We start from the raw sequence: 25,780 nt of genomic DNA, 5'->3' as shown, positions 1-25,780 counted from the left end.
CCCTAACGTTTGTGACCATACACACGAGGTTGTGTGTATTGATCAATTAAAGGTACGGCAATATTCATCAATAAAATGGCAAACGCAATACCATCGGGAAAAGCGCCCCAATTACGAATAACATAAACCAATACACCAATGCCGCATGCATAAATTAATTTACCACGTGGTGTAGTGCTTGCCGTTACGGGGTCGGTAATAATAAAGAAAGCCGCTAACATTGTCCCACCACTCAGTAGAGTAAAGCTCATCGGAGGGTAAAGAGCAGGGTCAATTTGGTTAAATACAAAGCTGATTAAAGCCAAGGTGCCCAAAAAACCAACCGGAAACTGCCAACTAATGGTACGAGTAATCATCATCCAAACACCACCAACAACAAAGGCGATATTTACCCAGCCCCAACTGGTTAATCCCCAAAGGTTGCTGGTAGATTCTGCACTTAAGGTCTCTATGACCGTTTTACCTTGTGATAAACCCGTTCTAACATCATTTAATGGCGTTGCACCCGTTATGGCATCAATGGATAGGCCTGGAATATGCCCTGTAAAAATATAATAGGCGGAATCTATAAAACTTAAAGCGTGGCCACTTAAACTCACAGGCAAAGTCCATTGAGTCATTTGCACCGGAAATGAGATGAGCAAAAATGCATAACCCAGCATAGCAGGGTTAAAAGGGTTGTAACCTAAACCGCCATAGAGATGTTTACCAAAAATTATGGCAAAAGCGCTGCCCGATACAATAACCCACCAAGGTGCCTCGGGCGGAATACAAAATACCAAACCGGTTATGGTAATTAAGGCACTCATATCTGTCATAAACGGCATAATGGGGCGGCCACGTAAACGTAACATAACGTATTCAACCACTAACATGGTGGCTACAGCTAATAACCACTGAACCACAATACCAAAGCCAAATAGATAAATGTGTGTGAGCAGAGCAGGCAAGGCAGCAATTTGAACTTGCATCATGACTTTGCGCACATTTTGATTATTATGCGTATAAGGTGATGAACTGAGGTTATTTGAATTCACTTAGTTACTCTCCTCAGAGTTGGATTGTGCTTGTTTTTCTGCACGTTTTTTTGCCGCACGTTCGGCAGCTTTTTGTTTAGCCAGTTGCATAGCTTGCTGTTTTTTTGTTTCTGGTGTTTCTATAAGATTATCATCAGATGTATTCGTTTCAGAAGAACTGTTTGTAGAAGTATTACTCTCAGAGTCTACTAACGATTCTGCTGATTGTTCAGATTGTTCAGATTGTAAAAGGGTTGCTTTTTGTTGCTTTTTTTCATCACTACGTTTTTTGGCCGCTGCTCTGGCAGCTTGCATAGCCGCTTTACGTGCGGCTTCTTTTTTAGATGCATTTGTTTCTACAGTGGTGACTTCAGTTAGGTCTGTAGCGATTTCTGTGGTTAGATCTTGTGTAGCTTGTAGTTGTTCAGCTTGTAAATCGAGTTCTTGTTCATCAATTTGTTTTGCTTTAATGGGTTGAACTTCAAGTGATTGTGTTAATGCTTTTTTGGCTTGAGCTCGTTGTTGAGCCGCTGCTTTTGCAGCCGCCATAGCAGCCGTTTTAGCCGCAGATTTAGCCTCAGTAACATCTTGTATTGGTTCTTTAGTCTCTGTCGTTTCAGGTTTTACAATAGACTCTTCAGTCGCGACGGTTTTTTTAACCTCGTCAGTGCTGTGTGACGCTTTAGCTTGTTCGCGTTTTTTTGCAGCCGCAGCCATAGCGGCTTTTTTGGCGGCTTCTTTAGGGTTTGTAGCACCTCCACTTTGTTGAGTGGCTTTTTTAGCCGCTTCAATGGCTTTTCTTCTTGCGGGTGGAATATTATCTGTTTCTGACGTTGCCGTTGCATTAGCATTTTTAGCGGCGGCTCTTTTGGCGGCCGCGGCTTTAGCTGCAGCCGCTGCTGCAGAAGCTTTAGGTTTATTGCTGGTGTTTTTTTGTAAACTTTCTTTAGAATCTGTTTGTGCTGAAGCTTGTTTTTTAACGGCTTCTTTTTTGGCTCTTAAACGTTCTTCACGTTCTTGTTTTTCACGTTCAATACGTGCAAGCTTAAACTCGTGCCGTTGTTTAGCAAGTTCAACCGCTTTTTCTTCGGCATGCATTTCTTTAATTTCAGATTTTGCATTTCTATAATATTGAACAAGCGGAATATGACTAGGGCATACATAGCTACAACAGCCACATTCTATGCAATCAAAAACATTCAGTTTTTCTACCTTGTCAAACTCATGCGCTTGGCTATGCCAATACATTTGTTGAGGCAATAAGTTGATTGGGCAGGCATCCATACATTCGCCACAACGAATACACGGCATTTGCATCTCTGTTGGTTCCGGTGGATTTGCCAGAATGCAGTTAGTGGTTTTAAGCACAGGAACTTGATTAGATTTAACGGCAAAGCCCATCATAGGCCCTCCCATAATCAGCGGATAATTAAGCGCTGTTTTAGGTTCAGCAGCTTGTGCTAAATCTATAAAAGATGTTCCGATTAACGCGTGAATATTAAAAGGTTTAGCCAAACCTAAACCTGTTACCGTAACCAAGCGTGAGGTTAATGGGTCGCCATAAGTAACCGCTTTAAATATAGAAGCGTAGGTGGCTACGTTCATCATTAACATACCAATATCTACAGCATGTGCTTTATAGGGCATTTCAATGCCTGTAAGTTCCTGAGTAAGCTGTTTTTGACCACCCATTGGGTAAACTGTTTGTACTTCTACAATACGTACAATGGTATTTTTTGCCGCTTGTTGCATGGCTTTAATCGCGGTAGGTTTGTTAGTTTCTATACCGCAAATAATTTTGCTCGAACCTAAAGCATTGGCGGTAATTAATGCACCCTGAATAATTGATTCGGCCTCAGTTTGCATTAATACATCATCACAAGTAATAAACGGTTCACACTCTGCACCATTAATCATTAAGGTGTGAATTGTGCCTTTTTCATTTGGTATTTTGGCGTAGGTTGGAAAACCCGCACCGCCCATACCTACAATACCGGCATTTAGCAAGATATCTTTAAGCTGTTGCGGAGTTTCTGGGTGTTTGCCAGTAACATTAAGCGCATTATTAATTTGGGTATTAAGATGGTCGGGTTCAATAATAATGGCAATATCTTCTAAACCAGAAGGGTGCGGCAAGGTTTCTGAACTTATGGCGGTAACCGTACCTGAAGTTGGCGCATGAATAGGCACAACCAAGGCTTTATTGGCATCTTTAGATGATCGTGCAATCAGTTGATTTTTTTTAACCTTATCACCCACTTTTACTAACATTTCAGCAGGTAAGCCTACTTGTTGTTGAAGTGGCATAATTAAACGGTTGGGAATCAAAGCTTCTCTAATGGGTTGTCTTGAAGAAAGCTCTTTACTATACGCAGGGAATATTCCACCATTAAAACTGTGTAACCAACGTTTTGCTTGTGGGTAGATTGGAGCAAGAATTTTTACAACTTTGGCAAAGACAGACATTATTTTGATGTCTCCGAGTTGTTGGTTTCTAAATCGATGGAATTATCTGTATTTGAAGCATTTATAGAATTGACATTAGGTTCAGGCCATTTCCAGTTTTTAACAGAAACCGCAAGTGGAACCATATCAATGCAGTCAACAGGGCAAACAGGTATACACTTCTCGCACCCTGTACACTCTTTTTCGATAACCGTGTGCATTAATTTAGTGGCACCTAAAATGGCATCAACAGGGCATTCTTTTATACAAAGTACACAGCCAATACAAAGTTCTTCATTGATTTTGGCCACTTCTTTGGTTTTATGCTCTTCTTCAACAACCTCCATCTCTTTAGGTTCTAACCCCGTGATTTCAGAGATTAAAATCATAACCTCGTTACCACCAGGAATACATAAATTCACTTCAGTTTCGCCCTTAGCTAAAGCTTCAGCATAAGGTTTGCAACCTGGAAAACCACATTGACCACATTGTGTTTGTGGCAAGATCTTATCAACCTGTTCTGCAACAGGATTGCCTTCTACTTTAAATTTAACTGAGGCGTAACCCAGTAATAAACCAAATAGGATGGCTAATCCAACAAAAATAAGTACGGCTTCAATCATTAAACTAATCCACCAAATCCCATAAAGGCCATAGACATTAAGCCTGCGGTAATTAAGGCAATCGGCGCACCTTTAAAAGGCCCAGGAACATCCGCTACATCAACACGTTCACGAATAGAGGCAAATAAAACCATTACTAAAGTAAAACCAACCGCAGCACCAAAACCATAAACGGCGGAGGCGATAAAGTCATTTTTTTCGCCCACATTCAGTAGTGCTACACCCAATACCGCGCAGTTTGTTGTAATAAGGGGTAAGTAGATCCCTAAGACTTGATAAAGTGCAGGGCTGGTTTTATGAATCGCCATTTCGGTAAAACCCACTACAGCGGCAATGGCTAAAATAAAGGCGATGGTTTGTAAATACTCTAAGCCAAATGGTTCAAGCAGGTAGGTGAAAATAATGTAACTTAATACAGAACTTAAGGTTAATACAAAGGTGGTGGCCAACCCCATACCTAAAGCGGCATCGGTCTTTTTTGAAACACCCATAAACGGGCATAGGCCTAAAAACTTTACTAATACAAAGTTATTGACCAAGACAGTGCTAATTAGAATGAGAATGTATTCGTGCATTAAATATTCCTGTAACTATACCTGTAAGCATTTTAAAGTTATGACGTTTGTTTTTTATACCGTTTTTACCAGGCCTGGTAAAAAGGGTTTATTTAATTGTTTTACTTAATCTGTTTTACTTAATCTGTTTTATGTAATCGTATTAATTATTTAACACGCATACCTGGTTGTGCACCGTCATCGGGTGAAAGTACATATAAATCACTACCACCTGGGCCTGCGGCTAAAACCATGCCTTCTGATAAACCAAAACGCATTTTGCGTGGTGCTAAATTGGCAACCATAACGGTGAGTTTGCCAATTAAGTCTTCTGGTTCGTAAGCCGATTTAATCCCTGCAAAAACTTGACGTTGTTCTAAACCAATATCAAGTGTTAATTTAAGCAGTTTTTTAGCTTCTGGAACGGCTTCGGCATTCACTATTTTGGCAATGCGTAAATCAATTTTAGCAAAGTCGTCAATGGTGATTTGTTCAGCAATCGGTTCAATCACCGCTTCAGCTTTAGCTTCTGGTGCTTGTTTGGCTTTTTTATCGCCTTTTTTGCCATCAGGCACAGAAGAAGCTGTACTTAAAGATTCTGCAGATGCGGCAATCATTTTTTCAATATCGGTCATTTCTAAACGCGTTAATAAGGCTTTAAATTTGGTGATTTCATGCCCCATTAGTGGTTCTTTCACATCGTTCCAGTTCCAAGCTTCAATATTTAAAAAGGCTTTTGCTTTTTCAGCTGTTTCTGGAATAACAGGCGCTAAATAACTCATTAATACTCTAAATAAGTTAATACCCACACTAACAGATTCATGTAATTCAGTTTCTTTGCCTTCTTCTTTGGCTAAAACCCAAGGTGCGGTTTCGGCAATATATTCATTGGCTTTATCGGCTAAAGCCATGATTTCACGCATGGCATGGCCGTATTCACGTTGCTCATATAAGTCGGCGATTTCTTCAGATTTATCTGCAAAAGATTGGTATAAAGTGCTGGCTTCAGTAGACCATTCGCTGGCCAGTTTGCTATCAAATTTCTTAACCACAAAGCCGGCACAACGGCTGGCGATATTCACGACTTTACCTACTAAATCAGAGTTTACACGTTGTGCAAAATCTTCTAGGTTAAGATCAATGTCATCAATACGGCCACTGAGTTTGGCTGCATAGTAGTAGCGTAAATATTCTGGGTTTAAATGTTCTAAATAGGTTTTGGCCATAATAAATGTGCCGCGAGATTTAGACATTTTTTGTCCGTCAACAGTTAAGAAGCCGTGCGCAAATACCGCGTTAGGCGTTCTAAACCCAGCCCCAGACAACATAGCAGGCCAAAATAGGGCATGAAAGTTAATAATGTCTTTACCAATAAAATGATAAAGCTCAGTTTTTGAACCGGCTTTCCAATATTCATCAAAGTTCAATCCAGATTTTTCGCAATAGGCTTTAAAGCTCGACATGTAACCAATAGGCGCATCTAACCAAACGTAAAAATATTTATTGGGCTCGCCTGGGATTTCAAAACCAAAATAAGGTGCATCGCGAGAAATATCCCAACCACGTAAGCCAGTTTCTAACCACTCATCTAATTTATTCGCAATTTGAGTTTGTAAGTGTCCTGCACGAGTCCACTCTTTAAGCATGTCTTCAAATTTACCTAATTCAAAAAATAGGTGGTCAGTCTCTTTTTCAATAGGTGTTGCACCTGAAACAGCTGATTTTGGATTAATTAAATCCGTTGGGCTGTAAGTTGCCCCACACACTTCACAGTTGTCACCATATTGGTCTTCGGCTTTACATTTTGGGCAAGTGCCTTTTACAAAACGGTCTGGCAAAAACATCTCTTTTTCTGGGTCGTAGGCCTGAGTAATGGTTTTACGAGAGATATAACCTTTTTCATTTAACTGGTTATAAATGTACTCTGCACACGCTTTATTTTCTGGCGAGTTGGTACTGTGATAATGATCAAAAGCGATATTAAAACCAGTAAAGTCGGCTTGATGTTCTTCTGACGATTTGGCAATTAAGGCTTCTGGCGTAATGCCTTCGGCTTGCGCTCTTAGCATAATAGGGGTGCCGTGCGCATCGTCAGCACAGACATAAGTACAGGTATTGCCACGCATGTTTTGAAAACGCGACCAGATGTCAGTTTGAATATATTCAACAAGGTGTCCTAAATGAATAGGGCCGTTTGCATAAGGTAATGCACTTGTAACTAATATTTTTCTTGGGGTCGTTGATTTATCTGACATTGGTGTGTTGTTCCAGTTTGGTATATTGTTTTAATGTGTTTACGTAATTAAAGCGGTCTAAAGCGTGATTAAATAAAGTCTTTTTTACATTTTTATCAATAAAAAAAGCAATAGATCACGACTGTAATTTAGCTTTGCTAAGTAAATCTATAAATTAGCTCGATATTATAGAGTTTTTTGCCCTTTTTGTATTGATACTTTTATATTAATGTACGGCGAATGTGTAACTATTTAATTGTCTTAAAACACGATTGCAATTTGGCTTAGTAATTTGCCGACTGTTTTTAAATATCCACCTCGGGTATGCTAATCAATAGCTTTATATGCAAGGCCTTTTTATAGGAGGGCAAAAGGCGGTTGAGCGTTAATTGTGGTTTGTGATATTTTTATCAGATCGTTGTTTACCTCTGCTTGTCATTCGTTGTATTTATGGCTTGAAATTAAAAAGTTTTTATTTGATGTATTGATTAAACTTTTTATGCAAAAATCCCAAAAAATCATTTATTTGATTTTTGGTGAAATAAAACACGTGTATTTTAGGAAGAAATTAAGTGGATAATCTTATTACTAAACAAAAAGATGGCGTTGTAACGATTGTGTTGCCTTGTAGTTTTGATGTTAGTCAGTATGAAGAATTTAAGTTGATTTGCCAAAAATATCAGGCCGATAATAATTGCTTTAAAGTTGATTTTACAGAAACTCAATATATGGACAGTTCTGCTTTAGGGATGCTTTTACTTTTAAGAGAGCAGGTTAAAGGAGATAAAGAACGAGTTTTGCTCGCCAATGTGAGCGGTACGGCATTAAAAATATTAGAAATCGCCCAGTTTAACCAGTTATTTAATATTAAAAAATCTTTGCACGAGGATATGAACGAATAAAAAATGTTCATTTTTCTTTCGTTTATGAGTCGTACAAAGATGGCATTAAATAAAAAAGAGTTTACACGCCTGTCTTTAATCTTAGCGACACTTAGGCCGCTAGATGGTTATATGAAATTACCAGGCCTGGTAAAAGCTGAGTCATTTACCTGTTTTTATTAAGTGTTTTGAATCACAATATTAGGAAAGACGCTGGCGTAGTTACGTTTTTGAATACCAATTTGTGCACTGATTTTATGTGACATATGACGATATTTTTGAGCAATATCACTTTGTGGTTCAGCGGTAACCGTTGGTTTACCATTATCCGCTTCTTCACGAATACGTTTATCTAAAGGCAAAGCGCCTAAAAATTCCATTTTGTATTCTTTAGCCATTTTTTCGCCACCATGTGAACCAAAAATCGCTTCTTCATGACCACAGTTACTGCAAATGTGGGTGCTCATGTTTTCAATAATTCCTAATACAGGAATCTCTACTTTTTCAAACATTTTTAAGCCTTTTTTGGCATCAATTAGCGACACTTGTTGTGGCGTGGTAACAATTACGGCACCCGTTACAGGAATTTGTTGAGAAAGTGTTAATTGAACATCACCTGTACCTGGCGGTAAATCAATGACTAAATAATCCAGGTCATCCCAATTGGTTTCTTTAAGCAGTTGGGTTAAGGTTTGGGTTACTATTGGGCCACGCCAAATCATGGGAGAATCTTCTTCAATTAGTGCGCCAATAGACATAACCTGTAAACCATAAGCGGTTAAAGGTTGCATACTTTTGCCATCTTTAGATTGTGGCTTTTCTTTTATGTTTAACATGGTTGGAATACTGGGGCCATAAATATCGGCATCCAATAAACCTACGCTTGCGCCTTCTTGTTGCAGAGCCAAAGCAATGTTTACCGCCGTGGTTGATTTACCCACACCACCTTTTCCTGAAGCGATGGCAATAATATTTTTAATATTAGGTAAGTGTGCAACGCCTTTTTGAGCATCGTGAGAAACGATTTTGGTTTCAAATTGCACATTAACTTGCTTTATTTCATCAAGTTTTAATAACTCATGCTGTATATTTTGTTCAATACTTGGCCAAAGACTTTTGCACGGATACGGCATGGCAATAGTAAGTGATAACACACCTTTTTTAAATTGTAGGCTCTGTATGGCTTTTAGCGATTCTAAACTTTGCTTTGAGGTTGGGTCTGTGCAAATAGTAAGTTGCTGAGTAATTTGTGTTTGCAAAGCTTCTGAAATGCCGTTGCCAAACAAAGAGTTAAGTATGCCCATGTGGTAAACCTTTTTGCCAATTTAATTATTTGTGGGCTATTTTACCAGTTATAGCCACTATAAAAAAACGACTATATCTATGTGGTCTTATAAAAGGTTTTTCTACAATAGGTTTAATTCCTGAGATTATTGTTTGTGCAAACAATTTACCAGGCCTGGTAAATTGTTATGAGAACTTAATTTAAAAAGCATTGTGGCATTGCTATCTTGCTGTAATTGATGGTTTGCAATGCTATAATTCGGCCAGATTTTTAAATGTATGAAACGTCAGATTATTAAGTCTGATAAAAGGTTTTTATCTAAATGAGACAGTCCATTGAACAACTTCCTAGTTACCTTGCTGACCAAATTGCAGCAGGTGAAGTGGTGGAACGTCCTGCCTCTGTGGTTAAAGAGCTGCTTGAAAATGCCTTAGATTCAGGTGCTAATCAAATCGAAATTCTGATTGAAGAGGGTGGTGAAAAGTCGATTGTTGTTATCGATAATGGACATGGAATACCTAAAGACGAATTGATTTTAGCCGTAAGCCGTCATGCAACCAGTAAAATTAAAACTGGTGCTGATTTGGCCTCAGTGGCCACTTTAGGGTTTCGCGGTGAGGCATTAGCCAGTATTAGTTCCGTTTCACGTTTTGAGATTATTAGTCGCCACCAAGATGAATCTGCCGCCTGGAAATTATATGCTGAAGGCGAGGGGAATTGGAGTGAAGCTCAACCATCTGCAGGTAGAGTCGGTACTCGTATTAGTGTTAATGATCTGTTTTTTAATACACCAGCACGTAAAAAGTTTTTGCGTGCCGCAAGAACTGAATTTTCTAAAATTGACCAATTAGTTAAAAGTGTCATGTTAAGCCGCCCAAATGTTGGTTTTAAATTAGTACACAATCAAAAGGTGGTCAGACAAGTTCATGCGGTGACCGACCAAGCAAGTTTGCAAAAACGTTTGAGTCAATTAATGGGTTCAAATTTTGTAGAGCAATCTTTATCCATTGCGTTTGAAAGCCAAGATATTAAGTTATCAGGTTGGGTAGGGTTACCTACTTTTAATCGTAGCCAAACCGATATGCAATATGTGTTTGTTAATGGGCGTATTGTGCGTGATCGTTTACTCTCTTATGCGGTAAAACAAGCCTATGCCGATGTGATGTATCACGGCCGCCACCCAGCGTATTTGCTGTTTATAGAAATGCCACATGACTTGGTGGATGTAAATGTACATCCTGCAAAATACGAAGTACGTTTTGCTAATGACCGTTGGGTTTACGATTTTTTAAGAAGAAGTGTAAGAGATGCGGTAGCTAAACCCGTAGTGTCAAAAAAAGGTACGGGCGCTTCTTTAGAGTCGGTTATGGCAGAGGGAACTTTGGGTGACGCAAATAGCCCAGGTCAAAATCCATACTCTTTGTATCGTCCTGGTTTTACACCGCAAAATATTTCAGTACAAGAGTCAATTTCGTTTCAAGCCCCAGCGAATGAATTGCCAGAAAATACTATGGCTCATACCGCATTTAACCAAAAGCAAGGCAGTTATAACGCACAGTTAGCCGATGTCATTCAGCAACGTAGGCAAGGTGGTGATTTATCTTCATTAACGGCTTCCGAACCACAATCTGGTTATGAAGCTAGTAATCAACAATACGATGAAAATATGCCCATGTTGGGGTTTGCTAAAGCACAATTGCATGGTGTGTTTATTTTGGCAGAAAATCAAAATGGTATGGTTTTGGTAGATATGCATGCCGCACATGAAAGAGTGGTTTACGAACGTTTTAAACAACAATGGCAAAAAGACCGCTTAATTAGTCAACCTTTATTAGTGCCTATGGCGCTTACCTTTGAACAAGCTTATATTGCCGTTTGGCAAGAGCATGAGAACTTGTTTGAGCAGTTAGGTTTTGCTATGGATGAGTTGGGGCCAGAACAATTAAAGGTAACGGCTGTGCCTGCTTTATTGGTTAAAAGTGATATAGCAGGCCTGGTAAATGACATGATTGCCGATTTATCTGAAGCAGGGCAAACTCAACAAGTAGAAGAAAAAATTAATCACATTTTATCAACCATGGCATGCCACGGTTCTGTTAGAGCAAACCGCCAGCTGACTATAGCAGAAATGAATGCGCTGCTTAGAGAAATGGAAGTGACAGAGCGTTCTGATCAATGCAATCACGGCAGACCAACTTGGGTACAACTTTCTATGAATCAGCTAGATAGCTTATTTATGCGCGGCCAGTAAACCAAATAATAATCAAATTAACAGCTCAAAATATAAGAAATTACACATGGATTTAGTCAAACAATTAATTGCAAATAAACAATGTTTAGCCATTATGGGGCCAACCGCATCGGGTAAAAGCCAGCTTTCAATGTTGTTGGCTGAACAGTTGCCTATTGAAATCATTAGTGTAGATTCGGCTCTTATTTACCGAGGTTTAGATATTGGTACTGCCAAACCTTCTCAGCAAGAGTTAGATACCGTTCCGCATCACTTAATTAATACCCATGATGTTACTGAAACGTATTCGGCTTCTGATTTTGTAGAAGATGTAAATCGGTTAGTGTTTGAGATTTTTGCCCGTAATCGTTTGCCCGTTTTGGTTGGCGGTACCATGATGTATTTTAATGCGTTGCAACAAGGTATGTCTGATTTGCCTTCTGCTAATGAAAAAATACGTGAAAAATGGCTAAAAATTTGGCAAGAAACGCCTGATATGTTGCATGAGAAATTACTTGATATTGATCCAGAATCAGCAGAAAGAATTCATAAAAACGATCCGCAACGTTTGGTTAGAGCAATAGAAGTCTATGAGGTTACAGGCAAAACGTTAACTGAATTAAGAGCAGAACCTAAAAAAGGGTTGCCAGAATTTAAAATGTTAAAAATCGCTCTAGTTCCAGAAAACAGAGCAAAGCTACATAAGCAAATAGAAAAACGTTTTAGTCAAATGATTGATAATGGTTTTCTGCAAGAAGTTAAAAGTTTATTTGAGCGTGGTGATTTAAATGAAGATATGACTTCACTTCGCAGTGTGGGGTATAGACAGGCCTGGTTGTTTATGCAAGGCGAGTATGACTATGAAACGTTTATTTATAAGGGTTTGGTCGCCACAAGACAATTGGCTAAACGTCAACTTACTTGGTTAAGAAAAGAGCAAAACTTAACCATTATTGACCCGTATAAAACTTCATTACAAGAGCGTGTTGAACAAACCCTTGAATTATTAAAAAAAGCCCTTACATAGTGCATAATGCTTAAAAAAGATGTAATTGTTAGCAAGGTCGGTGAGGTTATCTTACAAATTTTAGTAAATTAAACGATTTAATTTAAATGAATTGATAATAACAATCTTGTTTGCTGTGGTATGCTTTTCGCTATATGTTTGCAATTCAATTTTATTACGTTTTAATTGAACATTTGGTTAAGAAAATTCGTAATTTATACCTAAACTTAAGTGTTTAAACGAATAAAAGAATTTTGCACGAGATAATGAATAGATAAAAATGGTTAAAATCCACCTGTTTTAGTTATACCTAATGATAATGTCATTGGGCGGCGGTTTGCTAAAACGAGTTGTTAATCGTGTTTTATTACTTGATTAGATAAGATTAGGCTTAATTTTCTGTTCTACTCTCGTTAAAACATAAAATAAATATAAAAACATAAAATATAAAAACATAAAAAATAATAAAAATAGGAACCATCATGGAGAACAAGAAAGTGGCAAAAGCGTTGCCAATTCAAGACCCGTATTTAAACGCTTTAAGAAAGGAACGCATTGGTGTTTCAATCTATTTAGTCAATGGGGTTAAGCTCCAAGGTAAAGTTGATTCATTTGACCAGTTTGTTGTCTTATTGAGAAGTAATGTCACACAAATGGTTTACAAACATGCAATTTCAACGATTGTTCCAATGCGTGATCCAAAGCCTTATGAAGCGGCTTCGGAAGATAGAGAAAGTGCTGAGGTTTAATTTAATCTTGAATAATATTTTTATAATTTCATTTACTGTTCTTACTAACCGTTTATTTAATTGACGATGAATTTAATAAAGTTTATTTTCACAAATAACTTAGTCGTCTAGAGAGCGTTAATGGAATTATTTGATCGACTTGAACGACAAGAACTAGAACGAGCTGTTTTAGTTCATGTCGATTTTCGCAATGAAGCTGATAGAGAAGAACTTGATGAGTTCTACGAGTTAGTGGATTCTGCCGGTGCTGAAATAGGCACACTTCTTACGACGAAACGTCAAAATCCAGATTCTAAATATTTTGTAGGTAAAGGTAAAGCCGAAGAAATTCAACAAGCTGTTGAACTCTATGAGGCAGATGTTGTGATTGTTAATCATGCCTTAACACCCGCGCAAGAACGAAATTTATCTGAACTAGTCGGCTGCCAGGTCTTAGACCGAATTGGCTTGATTTTAGATATTTTTGCTCAAAGAGCTCGTTCGCATGAAGGTAAGTTACAAGTAGAGTTAGCTCAACTAAAACGCATGGCAACACGTTTAGTTAAAGGGTGGACTCACCTTGATAGACAAGGTGGAATTGGTGCAAGAGGGCCAGGTGAAACCCAGTTGGAATCTGATAGACGATTGGTGCAAGGTCGCATAAAACAGCTTGAATCTAAAATAGATAAAGTACGAAAACAACGTGATTTAGGGCGTCGTTCTCGTAAACGATCTGAACTGCCAACCATTACCATTGTTGGTTACACTAATGCGGGTAAATCAACGTTATTTAACTACATGACAACCGCCAATGTTTATGCAGAAGATCGATTATTTGCGACCTTAGATTCTACCTTACGTAGGGTACATTTGCCTGGCGCTGGGCCGGTTATTTTTGCAGATACGGTTGGTTTTATTAGACACATTCCGCATGATTTAGTGACGGCATTTCGTTCTACTTTAGAAGAAACACGGGAAGCAAGCCTGTTGATTCATCTTGTTGATGCATCAGATATACATCGCGAAGAAAAAATGACCGACGTTTATGAGGTTATTCGAGAGGTAGGTGCAGACGACGTACCTCAATTGGTTGTTTTTAATAAAATTGATTTATTAGAACCTACCGTAGAACCGCATATAGACTATGATGAAAACGGCGTGGCAAGTCGCGTTTGGGTTTCGGCTCAAAAAGGCTTAGGTGTTGAGTTATTAATGGAAGCCGTAGCCTCCTTTTTTAAAGGACGATTTCATACTGTTGATTTAGTTTTAAATGTCAATGCAGGTAAAAAACGCGCCCAGCTTTATGAGCTCGGTACCATTCTGGAAGAAGGGTTTGATGAAGAGGGTAATAGTGTTTTTACCATGCTTCTTACTGAAACGGAATGGAGCAGTATTAAAAAATGGCCAGAATTTATAAAGGCTAATATTAGAAACCCCGATACATTAGAAAAATAATACAAGTTTTTGTATAAGATTCATGTTCAGGTAAAAAGATAAAGACTAATGAATTTATATAAACCTTGTTAATAGTTGGTGATTAGCGACATATTTCTTAATTTAAAATTAAATTTTATTTATTTTTCTTCTACACCGCAGATAGATAAAGGTTTTAGTAAAATTATCTTATCTATAAAATCTTTTAATAGGTGACTTTTGATGAGTAACTCTCTAAAATGTCGGGATTACAAATCGCAACATTAGGGTTTATCTATAAAAAATGTTTTATAGATAAATTGAATTGAAGCACAACCAATGTGAAAGCATGGAGATAGGTTAAATGGCTTGGAACGAACCAGGTAAGTCAGGACAAGATCCTTGGGGTAACTCAGGAAACTCTGGCAATAATGGTGGTGGCGATAAAAAACCACCTAAGAAACCAAATAATGATGACTTAGACCAGTTATTAAAAAAAGCACAAAGTATCCTTGGTGGTGCTGGCAATAAATTAGGCGGAAGCGGGGGCGGCATTGGCGGCTTCGGCGGAACAGTTATTTTTGCTGTTATTGTGATTGTTTGGTTATTATCAGGGATTTATATTGTAGATCCAGCTGAACGAGGTGTTGTTACTCGTTTTGGTGCGTTTGTTGAAGAAACTCAAGCAGGTCCACATTGGCATATGCCTTATCCTATAGAAACGGTAAGAATCGTAAACGTAGACCAAATACGTACCGCTGAAATTGGTTACCGTTCAGGTGTTGCACAAGATTCTCGTGGTCGTACCGCTTCAGGCAGCGTATTAAATGAATCTTTAATGTTAACTAAAGATGAAAATATTGTTGATCTTAAAATTGCTGTTCAATACCAAATTACCAGTGCAAATAATTATTTATTTGATGTAACAGACCCAGATTCAACGCTACGTTCTGTTACCGAAAGTGCACTGCGTGAAGTGGTTGGTCAAAACACGATGGACTTTGTGTTAACTGAAGGGCGTGATGTAATTGTTAAGCGTGTTCAAGAGTTAGCTCAAGAACGATTAAACTCATATAAAACCGGTTTAATGATTACCAGTGTTAACTTACAGGAAGCAAAACCACCTGAGCAAGTTCAACCAGCCTTTGCCGATGTTGTTAAAGCAGGTCAAGACAGAGAGCGTTCAATTAACGAAGCTGAAGCCTATTCAAACGATATTTTACCTAAAGCACGTGGTCAAGCGGCTCGTTTGCTTGAAGAAGCAAGTGCTTATCATGACCAAGTTATTGCACAAGCAAAAGGTGAATCAGCACGTTTTACCAGTATTGTTGCTGAATATGAAAAAGCACCACAAGTGACACGTAAACGTCTATATATTGATGCCGTTTCTTCAGTATTAAGCGCAACGAGTAAAGTATTTGTTGGTTCTGAAAGTGCAAATAACTTACTGTATTTACCTTTAGATAAAATGATTGGTAATCAACACACTGTGCCATTTAAATTAGATGAAAGCAGTACTACTAGCTCACAAAGCACCAAGACTCAAGTTCCTATGACAAATAGTAATACAACACAAAAACCTGGAATTCGTGAGTATTTAAGAACGAGGGAGCTACGTTAATGAAAACTTTATTATTAATATTTGTAGCAGCAGTATTATTTGTTGCCAGCAATTCTGTTTATGTTGTTAATCAATGGCAAACAGGCGTTGTTCTTCGTTTAGGTGAAATTGTTAAAGCCGACGTTACACCAGGCCTACATATCAAAACACCATTTATTAACAATGTGCGCTTGTTTGATTCTCGTTTACAAACATTAGATGCTGCACCAGAAGATTACTACACAGTAGAAAAGAAAAAGCTAGAAGTGGATTCTTTTGTTAAGTGGCGTATTATTGATGTGAAAAAATTCTATACGACTATGAATGGTGATAACCGTTTAGCGGGTATGCGTTTAGGGCAAATTGTTCAATCTGGTTTAAGAGATGAATTTGGTAGCCGTACAGTAAAAGAAGTTATTTCTGGTGAACGTGTAGAAATTGCGCAAAAAATCAAGAAAACAACAGATTTACAAGCCAAGTCTTTTGGTATCGAAATTGAAGATGTACGTATTAAACGTATAGATTTAGCAAAAGATATCAGTGAATCGGTTTATCAAAGAATGAATGCAGAGCGTAATCGTGAAGCAAAAGACTTACGTTCAAAAGGGACTGAAACGGCTGAAAAAATTAAAGCCGATGCAGATCGTCAACGTGTTGTTCTTTTAGCTGACGCATATAGTGAAGCAGAAATTTTACGAGGTAAAGGTGATGCAACAGCAGCCGATATCTACGCTAAAGCCTACGGAAAAGATCCAGAGTTTTATGCGTTTTATCACAGCATCAACGCCTACAAGAAAACATTTGATAACAAATCTGATGTCATGATCGTTGATCCGAAGTCTGATTTCTTTAAGTACTTTAATCAGTCAACTAAATAGAGTTATCAAGTTAAATAATATAAAGGTGGGGTAACCCACCTTTTTTATGGACGTATGATAGAAAATACCTTATTAGCCGCAATTGCTTTAGTCTTTATCTTAGAAGGCTTGTTGCCGTTTGTGTTTCCAAAGTTTTGGCAACAAATGATGGAACAAGCGGTAAAGCTTGGCGAACGTGATTTGCGGGTAATGGGATTTTTTTCAATTTTAATAGGCCTGGTTATTTTGCTATTTTTTAGTTAAGAGGCCTGAGTTGATTTATAATAATTTGTCCAACAGAATTTATTAAATAAAAAGAAGTTTTGAAATGCAACAATCTACGTGGTTTACGCCCGAAGGTTTAGAAGACCTCCTACCATCTCAAGCCCAAAAACTAGAATTCTACCGTCGTAAGTTAATTGATGGTTTTGAACTTTCTGGATTTGAACTTGTTCTTCCTCCTATCGCTGAGTTTACAGATTCTTTATTAACCGGAACCGCTGGTCATATGGCCGTGGATACTTGCCGTTTTACTGACCAAGAAAGTGGTCGTATGATGGGTGTGCGTGCCGATATGACACCGCAAGTTGCGCGTATTGTTAGTAATCGTTTAAAAGCAGACTCCACCATATCAAGACTTTGTTATGTAGGCGAGGTTTTAAAAACCCGTAATAATAAAGCCAAAGGTTCACGTAGCCCAATTCAAGTCGGTGCGGAGTTATTTGGTCATCAGGGCGTAGAGAGTGATTTTGAAATTATTGAACTCATGCTTGAAAGCATGCAACGCATTCAATTACCTGACATTAAAATGAGTCTAGGACATGTTGCTATCATGACTGAAATGATGGCATTAGCTCATTTTAACGACAAGCAATCAAAAGAATTTATTGATATTTTGCAGCGTAAAGCGATTCCTGAATATGAAAAATTTATTGCTCTTTTTGATATGCCAGCCGAATTAAAAGCTAAATTTACGATTCTACCTAAACTGTGTGGTGAAGCTTCTCAAGTTATTCTTGAGGCCAAACAAACTCTAGCAGGCCTTTCAAAAACTCTAGATTCTACTTTAGAACACGTTGCGAATATTATTGAACTGATCCAAACTTCATTTAACATCCCAGTGTATTTAGATGTGACTGAAATGCGTGGTTATCAATACCATACTGGGATTGTTTTTGCTTCATACAGCGGAAGTAAGTTACAACCTATTGCCAAGGGTGGCCGCTACGATAATATTGGTTCAGTATTTGGTTTGGGGCTTCCAGCAACAGGCTTTAGTTTAGATTTACGTTCAGCATTAGATTTATTAAAACAAGTAGAACTAAATGTTAAAGACACAGTTTACGTTCCACATCTTGTTAATCAATCATTAAAAGACGCCATTTTAGATCTAAAGTCTAAAGGATTTCGTGTGATTAAAGCCTATGAAATGCATAGCGTGCCAACAGGTGCTAAAAAGTTGGTTGAAGAAGCTGGAAACTGGATTGTTAAGACAGCTTGATAATCGATAAAGATTAACAAGCTGTTAGATTAAAATTATTATTAAGTTATTAAGAAGTAGTTATGTCAAAGCGAAATATAGTTGTTGTTGGTACCCAATGGGGCGATGAAGGTAAAGGTAAGATTGTAGACTTACTAACCGATAGAGTCGCAGCCGTAGTCCGTTTTCAAGGCGGTCATAATGCAGGTCATACTTTAGTTATTGATGGGCAAAAAACAGTTTTACATTTAATTCCGTCTGGAATCTTACGTAAAGAAGTTCAATGTTTTATCGGTAACGGTGTTGTGTTAGCTCCTGATGCATTAGAACGAGAAGTGACTCAACTTGAAGCCACAGGCTTAAAAGTACAGAATCGCCTTAAAATTAGTGACGCTTGTCCATTAATTTTAGATTATCACGTAGCCTTAGACCAAGCACGTGAACTTGCACGTGGTAATAAACCGATTGGTACAACGGGACGTGGAATTGGGCCAGCCTATGAAGATAAAGTGGCTCGTCGAGGTTTACGTGCTGGTGACTTTAAAAACATGCCTGCTTTTAAAGAAAAATTAAAAGAAGCCACGGACTATCACAATTTTATGATTGTGAACTATTACAAAGCGCCAGCCGTATCATTTGACGAACTTTGGCAAAAATGTGAACGTTATTGTGAAATGATTTTACCTATGTTGGCCGATGTGCCTAACTTAATGAGTGAATGTAACACTGCTGGTCAAAATCTAATGTTTGAAGGCGCTCAAGGAACTTTACTTGATGTAGATCATGGAACTTATCCTTATGTTACCTCTTCAAATACCACGTCAGGTGGCGCTGGGCCAGGAGCGGGTATTGGGCCAACAGAACTAGACTATGTTCTTGGTATTACTAAAGCTTACACAACTCGTGTAGGAAGCGGGCCTTTTCCAACAGAATTAAGTTATAACTGTGATACTGGTGAAGGTGATCCAATTGGTAAAGAGTTAGGTACTCGTGGTCGTGAATTTGGTGCAACAACAGGTCGTCAAAGACGTTGTGGTTGGTTTGATACCGTTGCATTGCGTCGTTCAGCTCAAATTAATGGTCTAAGCGGTATGTGTTTAACCAAGCTTGATGTTATGGATGAGTTGGCTGAGATTAAAGTTTGTATCTCTTATGAGCAAAATGGCAAAACATTATTATTACCACCATCAAGTGCGGATGAATATGAAACCTGCAAACCTAATTATGTAACCATGCCTGGTTGGCAAACTTCAACTGTTGGTATTGAATCTTGGGATGCTTTACCAGAAGCAGCTAAAAACTATATTCAGTTTTTAGAAAAAGAAGTAGGTGTTCCTGTCTCTATTTTATCAACTGGGCCAGATCGTTCTGAAACCCTAGTGATTACAGACCCATTTGCATAGTTAGATTATCTTAAGCAAAAGTACAAATAAAAAACCTCCCGTTATGAATTTATAACGGGAGGTTTTTTTTGGGTTTAAATTCTGTCTTTATAAAAGCGTTTTAAAGCGATTAATTAATCAATCTATTAATCGCATTTGCCAGTTTATCTGGATCAAAAGGCTTTACTATCCAACCGGTTGCACCTAACCGTTTGCCTTCGGCTTTTAATTCAGCACTGGCTTCTGTTGTTAGCATAAGTACAGGAGTATATTGGCTGTTAGGGTGTTTTCTTAACTTTTCTAATAGCTCTAATCCTGACATGACAGGCATATTAATATCAGAAATAATGACATCAAATTTTTGTTTTTGAATCGCCTCATAACCTAACTGACCATTTTCAGCCATAGTGACATCAAATTGCTTACTTAGCACCAAATCAATCAATTTACGCATAGATTTAGCATCATCCACATACAGTACTTTTTTCATCTCACGCTCTTATTGATTAAGGTTGTTCTATTAGTTTACTAAAACATGACTTGTTAAAGCATTAAAAAGGTATTTAATATTTATAGCCTTATCAATAAAAGCGTTTAAAAATATAAAACTCAATGAATCACCAGGCCTGGTAAAAAAAGTAGGTTAATTCTTAAAATAACGCATAAAAATTCTGAAAGAATTGCCACAGGTTGGTATTATAAAGCACTATTTTATGAGACCTTTGTACGAATTAGGTGCAAAAGAAAACGGGTAAGAATATTGTTCGTTTTTCGGCATACAACTTATAAATGCTAGGTTCTACGTTTAAGGTTAATAATCTTGCTAATAGCAGTTTATTATTAAGATTATTAACGAAAATTAAACGAATTTTAAGCATTTTATTTGCGGTTAACTTGCTCAAAGGTCTCTTGTATTAAAAATGAAGAAAAGGATTAAGCATGTTACAAGCTATTCGTGATCACGCTCAAGGGTGGATTGCTTGGGTGATTGTCGGATTAATTATTTTAACGTTTGCTTTATTTGGTATTGACCAATATGCGCGTGGAGATAAGGTCGTTGTTGTTGCTGAAGTAAATGGCCAAGACATTACTGCCAATCAATTTATGACAATGTATAACCGTCAAAAACAAAGATTACAGCAGCAATTTGGTGATTTATACGAGCAAGTTGTTAAAGATCAAGATTTACGTGACCAAGTGCTTGATGCCTTAATTGAATCAGAAGAAATTCGTCAATGGGCAGATGAAAACGGGCTTGTCATCAGTGATCAACAATTAGCATCCGCTATTCATGGCGCTAAGGTTTTTCAAGAAAAAGGTAAGTTTTCGCAAAAGGTCTATGAAGATGTTCTATTGCGTAATGGCTTAAATGTTGCCCGTTTTGAACAAGAGCAACGTCAATTTTTATCAGAAAATCAATTTAAGAACTTAACAGAATCATCTGGTTTTTCTACGGCACATGAAATTGAACAACTTGCAAGTTTGCAAGCACAACAAAGAAAAGTGAACTATTTAAGAATAGACCAACGTCCATTCCTAAAAACGGTTGTTATTTCTGATGATCAAATTAAAGACTATTACGAAAAACACTTAAAACAATATGTAGACCCTGAAAAAGTAACCATTGACTATATTGAATTGTCTAAAGAAAAATTAGCTGAAAACGTACCGGTTACTGACGATATTATTAAAGGGTATTACCAAGATAATAAAAACCAGTTTACTTTGCCTGAAAAGCGTCATGCAGAACATATTTTAATTAAAGTGGATGCCAATACTCCTGCTGGAGATAAAGCGGCTTTAGATAAAATTGCAGAAATTCAAAAGAAACTTAAAGCCGGTGAATCTTTTGAAGAATTAGCAAAAACCTATTCTCAAGATCCAGGTTCAGCTAAAACGGGTGGTGATTTAGGTACGTTTGAACAAGGTGTGATGGTTCCTGCTTTTGACGATGCTGTTTTTGCCATGAAAGAGGGTGAAGTAAGCAAACCTGTTAAAACAGAGTTTGGATATCACTTAATTAAATTAGAAAAAATTATCCCAAAACAGCAGCAACCTTTAAGTGCGGTTAAAGCTGAAGTGACTAAACAGTACAAATCGCAAGAAGCTGAACGTCAATATTTTGATGTATTAGATAAGCTAAATACCACTGCTTATGAGCAATCAGATAGTTTAGAACCCGCTGCAACGGAAGCAGGATTAACGGTTCAAACATCTGAAGCATTTAGCCGAGAAGGTGGTAAAGGTCCTATTTTATCTAATGCTAAAGTGATTAATTCCGCTTTCTCTGATGATGTTTTAAAGTCGCATTTAAACAGTTCATCAATTGAAGTTTCAGCTAATAACGCTGTGTTTATTCGTGTTAATACACATCAAGATGCACGTCAAAAAACATTAGATGAAGTTTCAGCTTCTATTAGAGAAGAGCTTGTTCGTGAAGCAGCGGTGGCTGAATCAGCTAAACTGGGTGAGGCCTTATTGAAAAAAATTCAGTCAGGCGAATCACCAGAGTCATTAATGAAAGATGGTGTTGAATGGAATACCGTTGGTTGGGTTGGCCGTGATGCGCAAAACTTATTGCCTCAAATGGTGGGTGAAATATTTAAAACACCTAAACCTACTAAAGGTAAACCTAGCTGGACTAAGTTTGCTCTATCAACGGGCGACACCATTCTATTACAGGTATCAGAAGTAAAAACTGAAGCCTTAACTGACAAACAAAAAGATGCGCTTAAAAAAGCTTATACTGAAATGTTTGCTCAATCAGAGATGGCAACACGTTTAGCTGAGTTAAAAGCTCATGCAGAAGTGGTTAAAAAAGAAGTTTATAAAACAATTAAATAATAAACGACTAATCAATAGTGTTTAATTTCACTATTGGTTTACCACACTAAAAAGCCAAATTACCAGGCCTGGTAATTTGGCTTTTTTTTATTTTGAATTTAATACTAATCTTTTATGTTTATTAAACACAACCTCTATTTATCATGAATAAAATCACAATAAAAAATTGTGATTAATGGCAATTTAAGATTGAGCGGTAACAACAATATAACGTCATTATCGGGCTTGATTTGATAATCACTCTTTGAGTGAGAAGATCCACTGGTCAAGCCAGAGGGTGACGATATGAAGGGGATAGTATGCTAAATAATCTAAATTTCCCAACGTCATTATCGGGCTTGGCTTGATAATCTTTCAGCGTGTTAGATAATAAAAAAGAGGGTAAGTGGTTATGCAGAAAAGGTGACTATATTTTCAGAAACAAAGGGGTAATATAGTTAACCACTCTTGAATGTTGTAGATGGTTAACTAAATTCCGATTAGTGGCAAACCCTAGTCTTTAGGGTTAAAGTAATCACTTTTATGGTTGTCGTCGTCTTTTGGTGGGTTGTTAGCAGGGCGATACAGTGCTTGGGTACCTTGTAAATATTTTTTACGTGACCATAATAAGCCCCAACGAGAACCGCCAACTTGATACCAAAGTAATGCTGAACGAATACCAGCTAATAATAAGGCTCTAATTTTATTGGCAACACGAGGGTTTCGTAGGTGACCGTCCTGACCATTTACCATGATTCTTGGTGCAACATCACTTACATTTTCTGAGTAAGCACGTGCTAATGTGGCAATAACATTTTCATGTAAATCACCAAATTGTTCGGTTTGCATTTTAGCGGTTTCAAGAATACCAAAAATATTATTGAGTGGTGTTTGTAGTTCTTGTAGCTTTTTAGCCAATATCATTAAGTTTAAAACATAACGAGTGATTTCAATATTTCTGTTTTGAATCGCTTGGTCAGAACTCATTTGGGCGAGTAGGGTATTAACGCCTTTTTGAATGTTTTCAACCTGACCACCGTATACATCTAAAGTTGTTTTTGGATTATCGGCAAACAAGCTTTCAATACAAGTTTTGTAGGCAAGTTGATCAGCAGTACCTGTGGTTGCCAATTCATGCACGAGTTGAGAGCATTGGTACAGCCCAACGAGTGATATGGTTTTATCTTGTTGTGTATATTCGCTCATCATGTACTCTTAATTAAATAGGTTAGATAGATTTTATTTCGTTAAAAAAGCGTAAAAATCTTAAATACGTTCTTCTAAATTATGTAATCGTTGGTCAATAATTCCGCCGCCTAAGCAATCGTCATCGGCATAAAATACCACGGATTGGCCTGGCGCAATGGCCGTTTGTGGTTCATCAAATTTCACTACAATTTGTCCATCTTTATGTTCAATGATCTGACAAGGTTGTTCGGCTTGTCGGTAACGGATTTTGGCTTTTAAAGGTGTATTAAGGGCAGGGCATTCACCAGAAACCCAATCCAAAGTATCGGCCACTAAATACGGGTGTTGCAACAGTGGGTGTTGTTTACCTTGTACCGCTACCAATATATTGTTTTTTAAATCTTTATCCGCCGCATACCAAGGGTCATTACCCGTGCCATGACCACCACCAATGCCTAATCCTTTACGCTGCCCTAAGGTGTGATACATCAAGCCATCGTGTTTACCAATTACATTGCCTTGGTCATCAACAATATCGCCAGGTTGTGCAGGTAAAAACTGCTGTAAAAAGTCTTTAAATTTACGCTCACCAATAAAACAAATTCCCGTACTGTCTTTTTTATCGTGAGTAATAAACCCGGCTTCTTCTGCTAGTCTTCGCACTTCTGGTTTTTCTAATTCACCAACAGGAAACAGCGATTTTTGCAGTTGATGTTGCTGTAAGGTGTATAAAAAGTAGCTCTGATCTTTATTGTCATCCAACCCTTTTAGTAAGTGGCATTGGTTATTTTCATCACGTATTACACGGGTGTAATGTCCGGTGGCAATATAGTCAGCGCCTAACGTTAAGGCATGCTGTAAAAAGGCTTTAAATTTAACCTCTTTATTGCATAAAATATCTGGGTTTGGGGTACGACCTGATTTGTATTCGGCTAAAAAATGTTTAAAAACATTATCCCAATATTCACCCGAAAAATTTTCAATATGAACGGGAATATCAAGCTTTTCTGCCACTGCCATTACATCTTTTAAATCTTCAGCGGCAGGGCAGTAATCTTCAGTATCATCACCCTCCCAGTTTTTCATAAACAAACCTTCAACATCGTAACCTTGTTGCTTTAGCAATAAAGCAGCAACAGATGAATCAACCCCTCCTGAAAGGCCTACGATAACTTTGATTTTGGCGTTGTCTTGAGTTGAGTTCATGCTGTTTTAGTACCTAAAATTTGATAGTTTGATATTTGATTTAAGAAATTGACGTTAACTTACATTAATTTTATGTAACTTAATGTGGGTCAAAGTGATGTTTTTCAAGGCTGTTAGTTTAGCAGAGAGTCATATTTTCTGCGACAAACTCAATCGCCTTTAGTGCATTTAAATGACTTTGTAGATCAAATTATTAAATGGATTGGTTTTTTAAAAGCATTGATTCACCCAACGCTAAATTGCCAAGTTTCCATTGTCCAATTTGAATACGCACCAAACGCAAAGTAGGAAAGCCAACCGCAGCCGTCATTCTGCGAACTTGGCGATTTTTACCTTCTGTAATGGTGAGTTCTAACCAACTGGTGGGAATATTTTTACGTTCTCTAACGGGCGGATTACGCTCCCAAAGCCATTTTGGCTCAGAAACTTTGCGAGATTTAGCAGGCCTGGTCAAGCCATCTTTTAGTTGTACACCTTGTTGTAACTGCTTAATGGCTTCTTTGCTAATTTCGCCTTCAACTTGCACCAAATACGTTTTGGGCTGTTTGGTTTTGGGGTTAGCAATTTGGTGTTGTAATTTACCATCGTCAGTTAATAACAATAAACCTTCAGAATCGCGGTCTAAACGTCCTGCCGCATAAAAGTTAGGTTGATTAATATAATCGGCCAACGTTTCACGCTGTGCTTTCAGTTCAGACTCATCGGTAAACTGGCAAAGTACGTTAAAAGGCTTGTTAAAAAGAAGTAAATTAGACATAAAATTGGGTGCTTATTTTGTTAATCGATTATTAATCGCTGGATAATTGCCTGTTAATTGCTTTTATTAAGC

Annotated in this window: 22 protein-coding genes; 12 read left to right on the top strand and 10 right to left on the bottom strand. The window is 37.7% G+C overall.

From position 1 onward, the window contains the following. Positions 1-2: 2 nt before the first annotated feature. From rsxD to metG, 5 genes are all read right to left on the bottom strand, one after another. Positions 3-1,037, bottom strand: a complete 1,035-nt coding sequence (gene rsxD, locus ACYQ0E_RS07965; RefSeq protein WP_460187703.1) for an electron transport complex subunit RsxD — start codon at positions 1,035-1,037, stop codon at positions 3-5. After that, positions 1,038-3,482, bottom strand: a complete 2,445-nt coding sequence (gene rsxC, locus ACYQ0E_RS07960; RefSeq protein ID WP_460187702.1) for an electron transport complex subunit RsxC — start codon at positions 3,480-3,482, stop codon at positions 1,038-1,040. Next, complete coding sequence (rsxB, locus tag ACYQ0E_RS07955; RefSeq protein ID WP_460187701.1) at positions 3,482-4,084, bottom strand: electron transport complex subunit RsxB; 603 nt, start codon at positions 4,082-4,084, stop codon at positions 3,482-3,484. Before rsxB ends, rsxC begins: the two co-directional genes overlap by 1 nt. Continuing rightward, positions 4,084-4,659, bottom strand: coding sequence for an electron transport complex subunit RsxA (gene rsxA / locus ACYQ0E_RS07950; RefSeq protein ID WP_460187700.1), 576 nt, complete (start codon positions 4,657-4,659; stop codon positions 4,084-4,086). The genes rsxB and rsxA overlap by 1 nt, the downstream gene beginning before the upstream one ends. Positions 4,660-4,805: 146 nt before the next feature. Then, positions 4,806-6,893 carry a methionine--tRNA ligase gene (gene metG / locus ACYQ0E_RS07945; protein WP_460187699.1) on the bottom strand — a complete coding sequence of 696 codons (2,088 nt, stop codon included), beginning with the start codon at positions 6,891-6,893 and terminating at the stop codon, positions 4,806-4,808. 551 nt (positions 6,894-7,444) lie between these two features. Here metG and ACYQ0E_RS07940 point away from each other — a divergent pair. Then, on the top strand, positions 7,445-7,774 hold the full coding sequence (locus ACYQ0E_RS07940) for an STAS domain-containing protein (RefSeq protein WP_460187698.1): 330 nt from the start codon (positions 7,445-7,447) through the stop codon (positions 7,772-7,774). Between the two features lie 3 nt (positions 7,775-7,777). Continuing rightward, positions 7,778-7,936, top strand: coding sequence for a hypothetical protein (locus tag ACYQ0E_RS07935; protein WP_460187697.1), 159 nt, complete (start codon positions 7,778-7,780; stop codon positions 7,934-7,936). Here ACYQ0E_RS07935 and apbC read toward each other — a convergent pair. Further along, the gene (gene apbC / locus ACYQ0E_RS07930; protein ID WP_460187696.1) at positions 7,933-9,057 is read right to left on the bottom strand and encodes an iron-sulfur cluster carrier protein ApbC; all 1,125 of its coding nucleotides are present in this window, start codon (positions 9,055-9,057) and stop codon (positions 7,933-7,935) included. The two genes, ACYQ0E_RS07935 and apbC, sit on opposite strands and share 4 nt — an antisense overlap. A 303-nt stretch (positions 9,058-9,360) precedes the next feature. On the opposite strand from apbC, the gene mutL reads away from it, so the two are divergent. From mutL to ACYQ0E_RS07885, 9 genes are all read left to right on the top strand, one after another. Continuing rightward, on the top strand, positions 9,361-11,289 hold the full coding sequence (mutL, locus tag ACYQ0E_RS07925; RefSeq protein WP_460187695.1) for a DNA mismatch repair endonuclease MutL: 1,929 nt from the start codon (positions 9,361-9,363) through the stop codon (positions 11,287-11,289). Positions 11,290-11,335: 46 nt separating this feature from the next. Then, positions 11,336-12,295, top strand: coding sequence for a tRNA (adenosine(37)-N6)-dimethylallyltransferase MiaA (gene miaA / locus ACYQ0E_RS07920; protein ID WP_460187694.1), 960 nt, complete (start codon positions 11,336-11,338; stop codon positions 12,293-12,295). A gap of 461 nt (positions 12,296-12,756) precedes the next feature. After that, the gene (gene hfq / locus ACYQ0E_RS07915) at positions 12,757-13,023 is read left to right on the top strand and encodes an RNA chaperone Hfq (RefSeq protein WP_460187693.1); all 267 of its coding nucleotides are present in this window, start codon (positions 12,757-12,759) and stop codon (positions 13,021-13,023) included. 120 nt (positions 13,024-13,143) lie between these two features. After that, a complete protein-coding gene (gene hflX, locus ACYQ0E_RS07910) occupies positions 13,144-14,457 on the top strand; it encodes a ribosome rescue GTPase HflX (protein WP_460187692.1) in 1,314 nt (437 codons plus the stop codon). A gap of 322 nt (positions 14,458-14,779) precedes the next feature. After that, positions 14,780-16,036, top strand: coding sequence for an FtsH protease activity modulator HflK (hflK, locus tag ACYQ0E_RS07905; RefSeq protein WP_460187691.1), 1,257 nt, complete (start codon positions 14,780-14,782; stop codon positions 16,034-16,036). After that, complete coding sequence (hflC, locus tag ACYQ0E_RS07900; RefSeq protein ID WP_460187690.1) at positions 16,036-16,893, top strand: protease modulator HflC; 858 nt, start codon at positions 16,036-16,038, stop codon at positions 16,891-16,893. The genes hflK and hflC overlap by 1 nt, the downstream gene beginning before the upstream one ends. Positions 16,894-16,947: 54 nt before the next feature. Further along, a complete protein-coding gene (locus tag ACYQ0E_RS07895) occupies positions 16,948-17,136 on the top strand; it encodes a DUF2065 domain-containing protein (protein ID WP_460187689.1) in 189 nt (62 codons plus the stop codon). 64 nt (positions 17,137-17,200) lie between these two features. Beyond that, positions 17,201-18,373 (top strand): ATP phosphoribosyltransferase regulatory subunit, encoded by a 1,173-nt coding sequence (locus tag ACYQ0E_RS07890; RefSeq protein ID WP_460187688.1) that lies wholly within the window; start codon positions 17,201-17,203, stop codon positions 18,371-18,373. 62 nt (positions 18,374-18,435) lie between these two features. Then, a complete protein-coding gene (locus tag ACYQ0E_RS07885) occupies positions 18,436-19,755 on the top strand; it encodes an adenylosuccinate synthase (protein WP_460187687.1) in 1,320 nt (439 codons plus the stop codon). Between the two features lie 109 nt (positions 19,756-19,864). Here the strand turns inward: ACYQ0E_RS07885 and ACYQ0E_RS07880 are convergent, their stop codons facing one another. Then, positions 19,865-20,224 (bottom strand): response regulator, encoded by a 360-nt coding sequence (locus ACYQ0E_RS07880; RefSeq protein WP_460187686.1) that lies wholly within the window; start codon positions 20,222-20,224, stop codon positions 19,865-19,867. Positions 20,225-20,673: 449 nt separating this feature from the next. Here ACYQ0E_RS07880 and ACYQ0E_RS07875 point away from each other — a divergent pair, with 449 nt between their 5' ends. Continuing rightward, on the top strand, positions 20,674-22,578 hold the full coding sequence (locus tag ACYQ0E_RS07875) for a SurA N-terminal domain-containing protein (RefSeq protein WP_460187685.1): 1,905 nt from the start codon (positions 20,674-20,676) through the stop codon (positions 22,576-22,578). 492 nt (positions 22,579-23,070) lie between these two features. On the opposite strand, the gene hflD is transcribed toward ACYQ0E_RS07875, so the two are convergent. From hflD to ACYQ0E_RS07860, 3 genes are all read right to left on the bottom strand, one after another. Next, positions 23,071-23,763, bottom strand: coding sequence for a high frequency lysogenization protein HflD (gene hflD / locus ACYQ0E_RS07870; protein ID WP_460187684.1), 693 nt, complete (start codon positions 23,761-23,763; stop codon positions 23,071-23,073). A gap of 60 nt (positions 23,764-23,823) precedes the next feature. Beyond that, the gene (gene mnmA, locus ACYQ0E_RS07865; protein ID WP_460187683.1) at positions 23,824-24,951 is read right to left on the bottom strand and encodes a tRNA 2-thiouridine(34) synthase MnmA; all 1,128 of its coding nucleotides are present in this window, start codon (positions 24,949-24,951) and stop codon (positions 23,824-23,826) included. Positions 24,952-25,144: 193 nt separating this feature from the next. Further along, positions 25,145-25,708, bottom strand: coding sequence for an rRNA large subunit pseudouridine synthase E (locus ACYQ0E_RS07860; protein ID WP_460187682.1), 564 nt, complete (start codon positions 25,706-25,708; stop codon positions 25,145-25,147). Positions 25,709-25,780 lie beyond the last annotated feature (72 nt).

The sequence above is a fragment of the Thiomicrorhabdus hydrogeniphila genome, assembly GCF_054656895.1.
This window is presented reverse-complemented; position numbering and strand designations above follow the sequence as displayed.

Excerpts from the sequence above, each read along its gene's own strand:
- hflC (WP_460187690.1), top strand. The coding sequence starts at position 16,036 with ATGAAAACTTTATTATTAATATTTGTAGCAGCAGTATTATTTGTTGCC.
- hfq (WP_460187693.1), top strand. The coding sequence starts at position 12,757 with ATGGAGAACAAGAAAGTGGCAAAAGCGTTGCCAATTCAAGACCCGTAT.
- rsxC (WP_460187702.1), bottom strand. The coding sequence starts at position 3,482 with ATGTCTGTCTTTGCCAAAGTTGTAAAAATTCTTGCTCCAATCTACCCA.
- rsxA (WP_460187700.1), bottom strand. The coding sequence starts at position 4,659 with ATGCACGAATACATTCTCATTCTAATTAGCACTGTCTTGGTCAATAAC.
- ACYQ0E_RS07875 (WP_460187685.1), top strand. The coding sequence starts at position 20,674 with ATGTTACAAGCTATTCGTGATCACGCTCAAGGGTGGATTGCTTGGGTG.
- miaA (WP_460187694.1), top strand. The coding sequence starts at position 11,336 with ATGGATTTAGTCAAACAATTAATTGCAAATAAACAATGTTTAGCCATT.
- ACYQ0E_RS07935 (WP_460187697.1), top strand. The coding sequence starts at position 7,778 with ATGTTCATTTTTCTTTCGTTTATGAGTCGTACAAAGATGGCATTAAAT.
- rsxB (WP_460187701.1), bottom strand. The coding sequence starts at position 4,084 with ATGATTGAAGCCGTACTTATTTTTGTTGGATTAGCCATCCTATTTGGT.
- hflX (WP_460187692.1), top strand. The coding sequence starts at position 13,144 with ATGGAATTATTTGATCGACTTGAACGACAAGAACTAGAACGAGCTGTT.
- apbC (WP_460187696.1), bottom strand. The coding sequence starts at position 9,057 with ATGGGCATACTTAACTCTTTGTTTGGCAACGGCATTTCAGAAGCTTTG.
- ACYQ0E_RS07880 (WP_460187686.1), bottom strand. The coding sequence starts at position 20,224 with ATGAAAAAAGTACTGTATGTGGATGATGCTAAATCTATGCGTAAATTG.
- mutL (WP_460187695.1), top strand. The coding sequence starts at position 9,361 with ATGAGACAGTCCATTGAACAACTTCCTAGTTACCTTGCTGACCAAATT.
- ACYQ0E_RS07890 (WP_460187688.1), top strand. The coding sequence starts at position 17,201 with ATGCAACAATCTACGTGGTTTACGCCCGAAGGTTTAGAAGACCTCCTA.
- mnmA (WP_460187683.1), bottom strand. The coding sequence starts at position 24,951 with ATGAACTCAACTCAAGACAACGCCAAAATCAAAGTTATCGTAGGCCTT.
- hflD (WP_460187684.1), bottom strand. The coding sequence starts at position 23,763 with ATGAGCGAATATACACAACAAGATAAAACCATATCACTCGTTGGGCTG.
- ACYQ0E_RS07895 (WP_460187689.1), top strand. The coding sequence starts at position 16,948 with ATGATAGAAAATACCTTATTAGCCGCAATTGCTTTAGTCTTTATCTTA.
- ACYQ0E_RS07860 (WP_460187682.1), bottom strand. The coding sequence starts at position 25,708 with ATGTCTAATTTACTTCTTTTTAACAAGCCTTTTAACGTACTTTGCCAG.
- metG (WP_460187699.1), bottom strand. The coding sequence starts at position 6,893 with ATGTCAGATAAATCAACGACCCCAAGAAAAATATTAGTTACAAGTGCA.
- ACYQ0E_RS07885 (WP_460187687.1), top strand. The coding sequence starts at position 18,436 with ATGTCAAAGCGAAATATAGTTGTTGTTGGTACCCAATGGGGCGATGAA.
- hflK (WP_460187691.1), top strand. The coding sequence starts at position 14,780 with ATGGCTTGGAACGAACCAGGTAAGTCAGGACAAGATCCTTGGGGTAAC.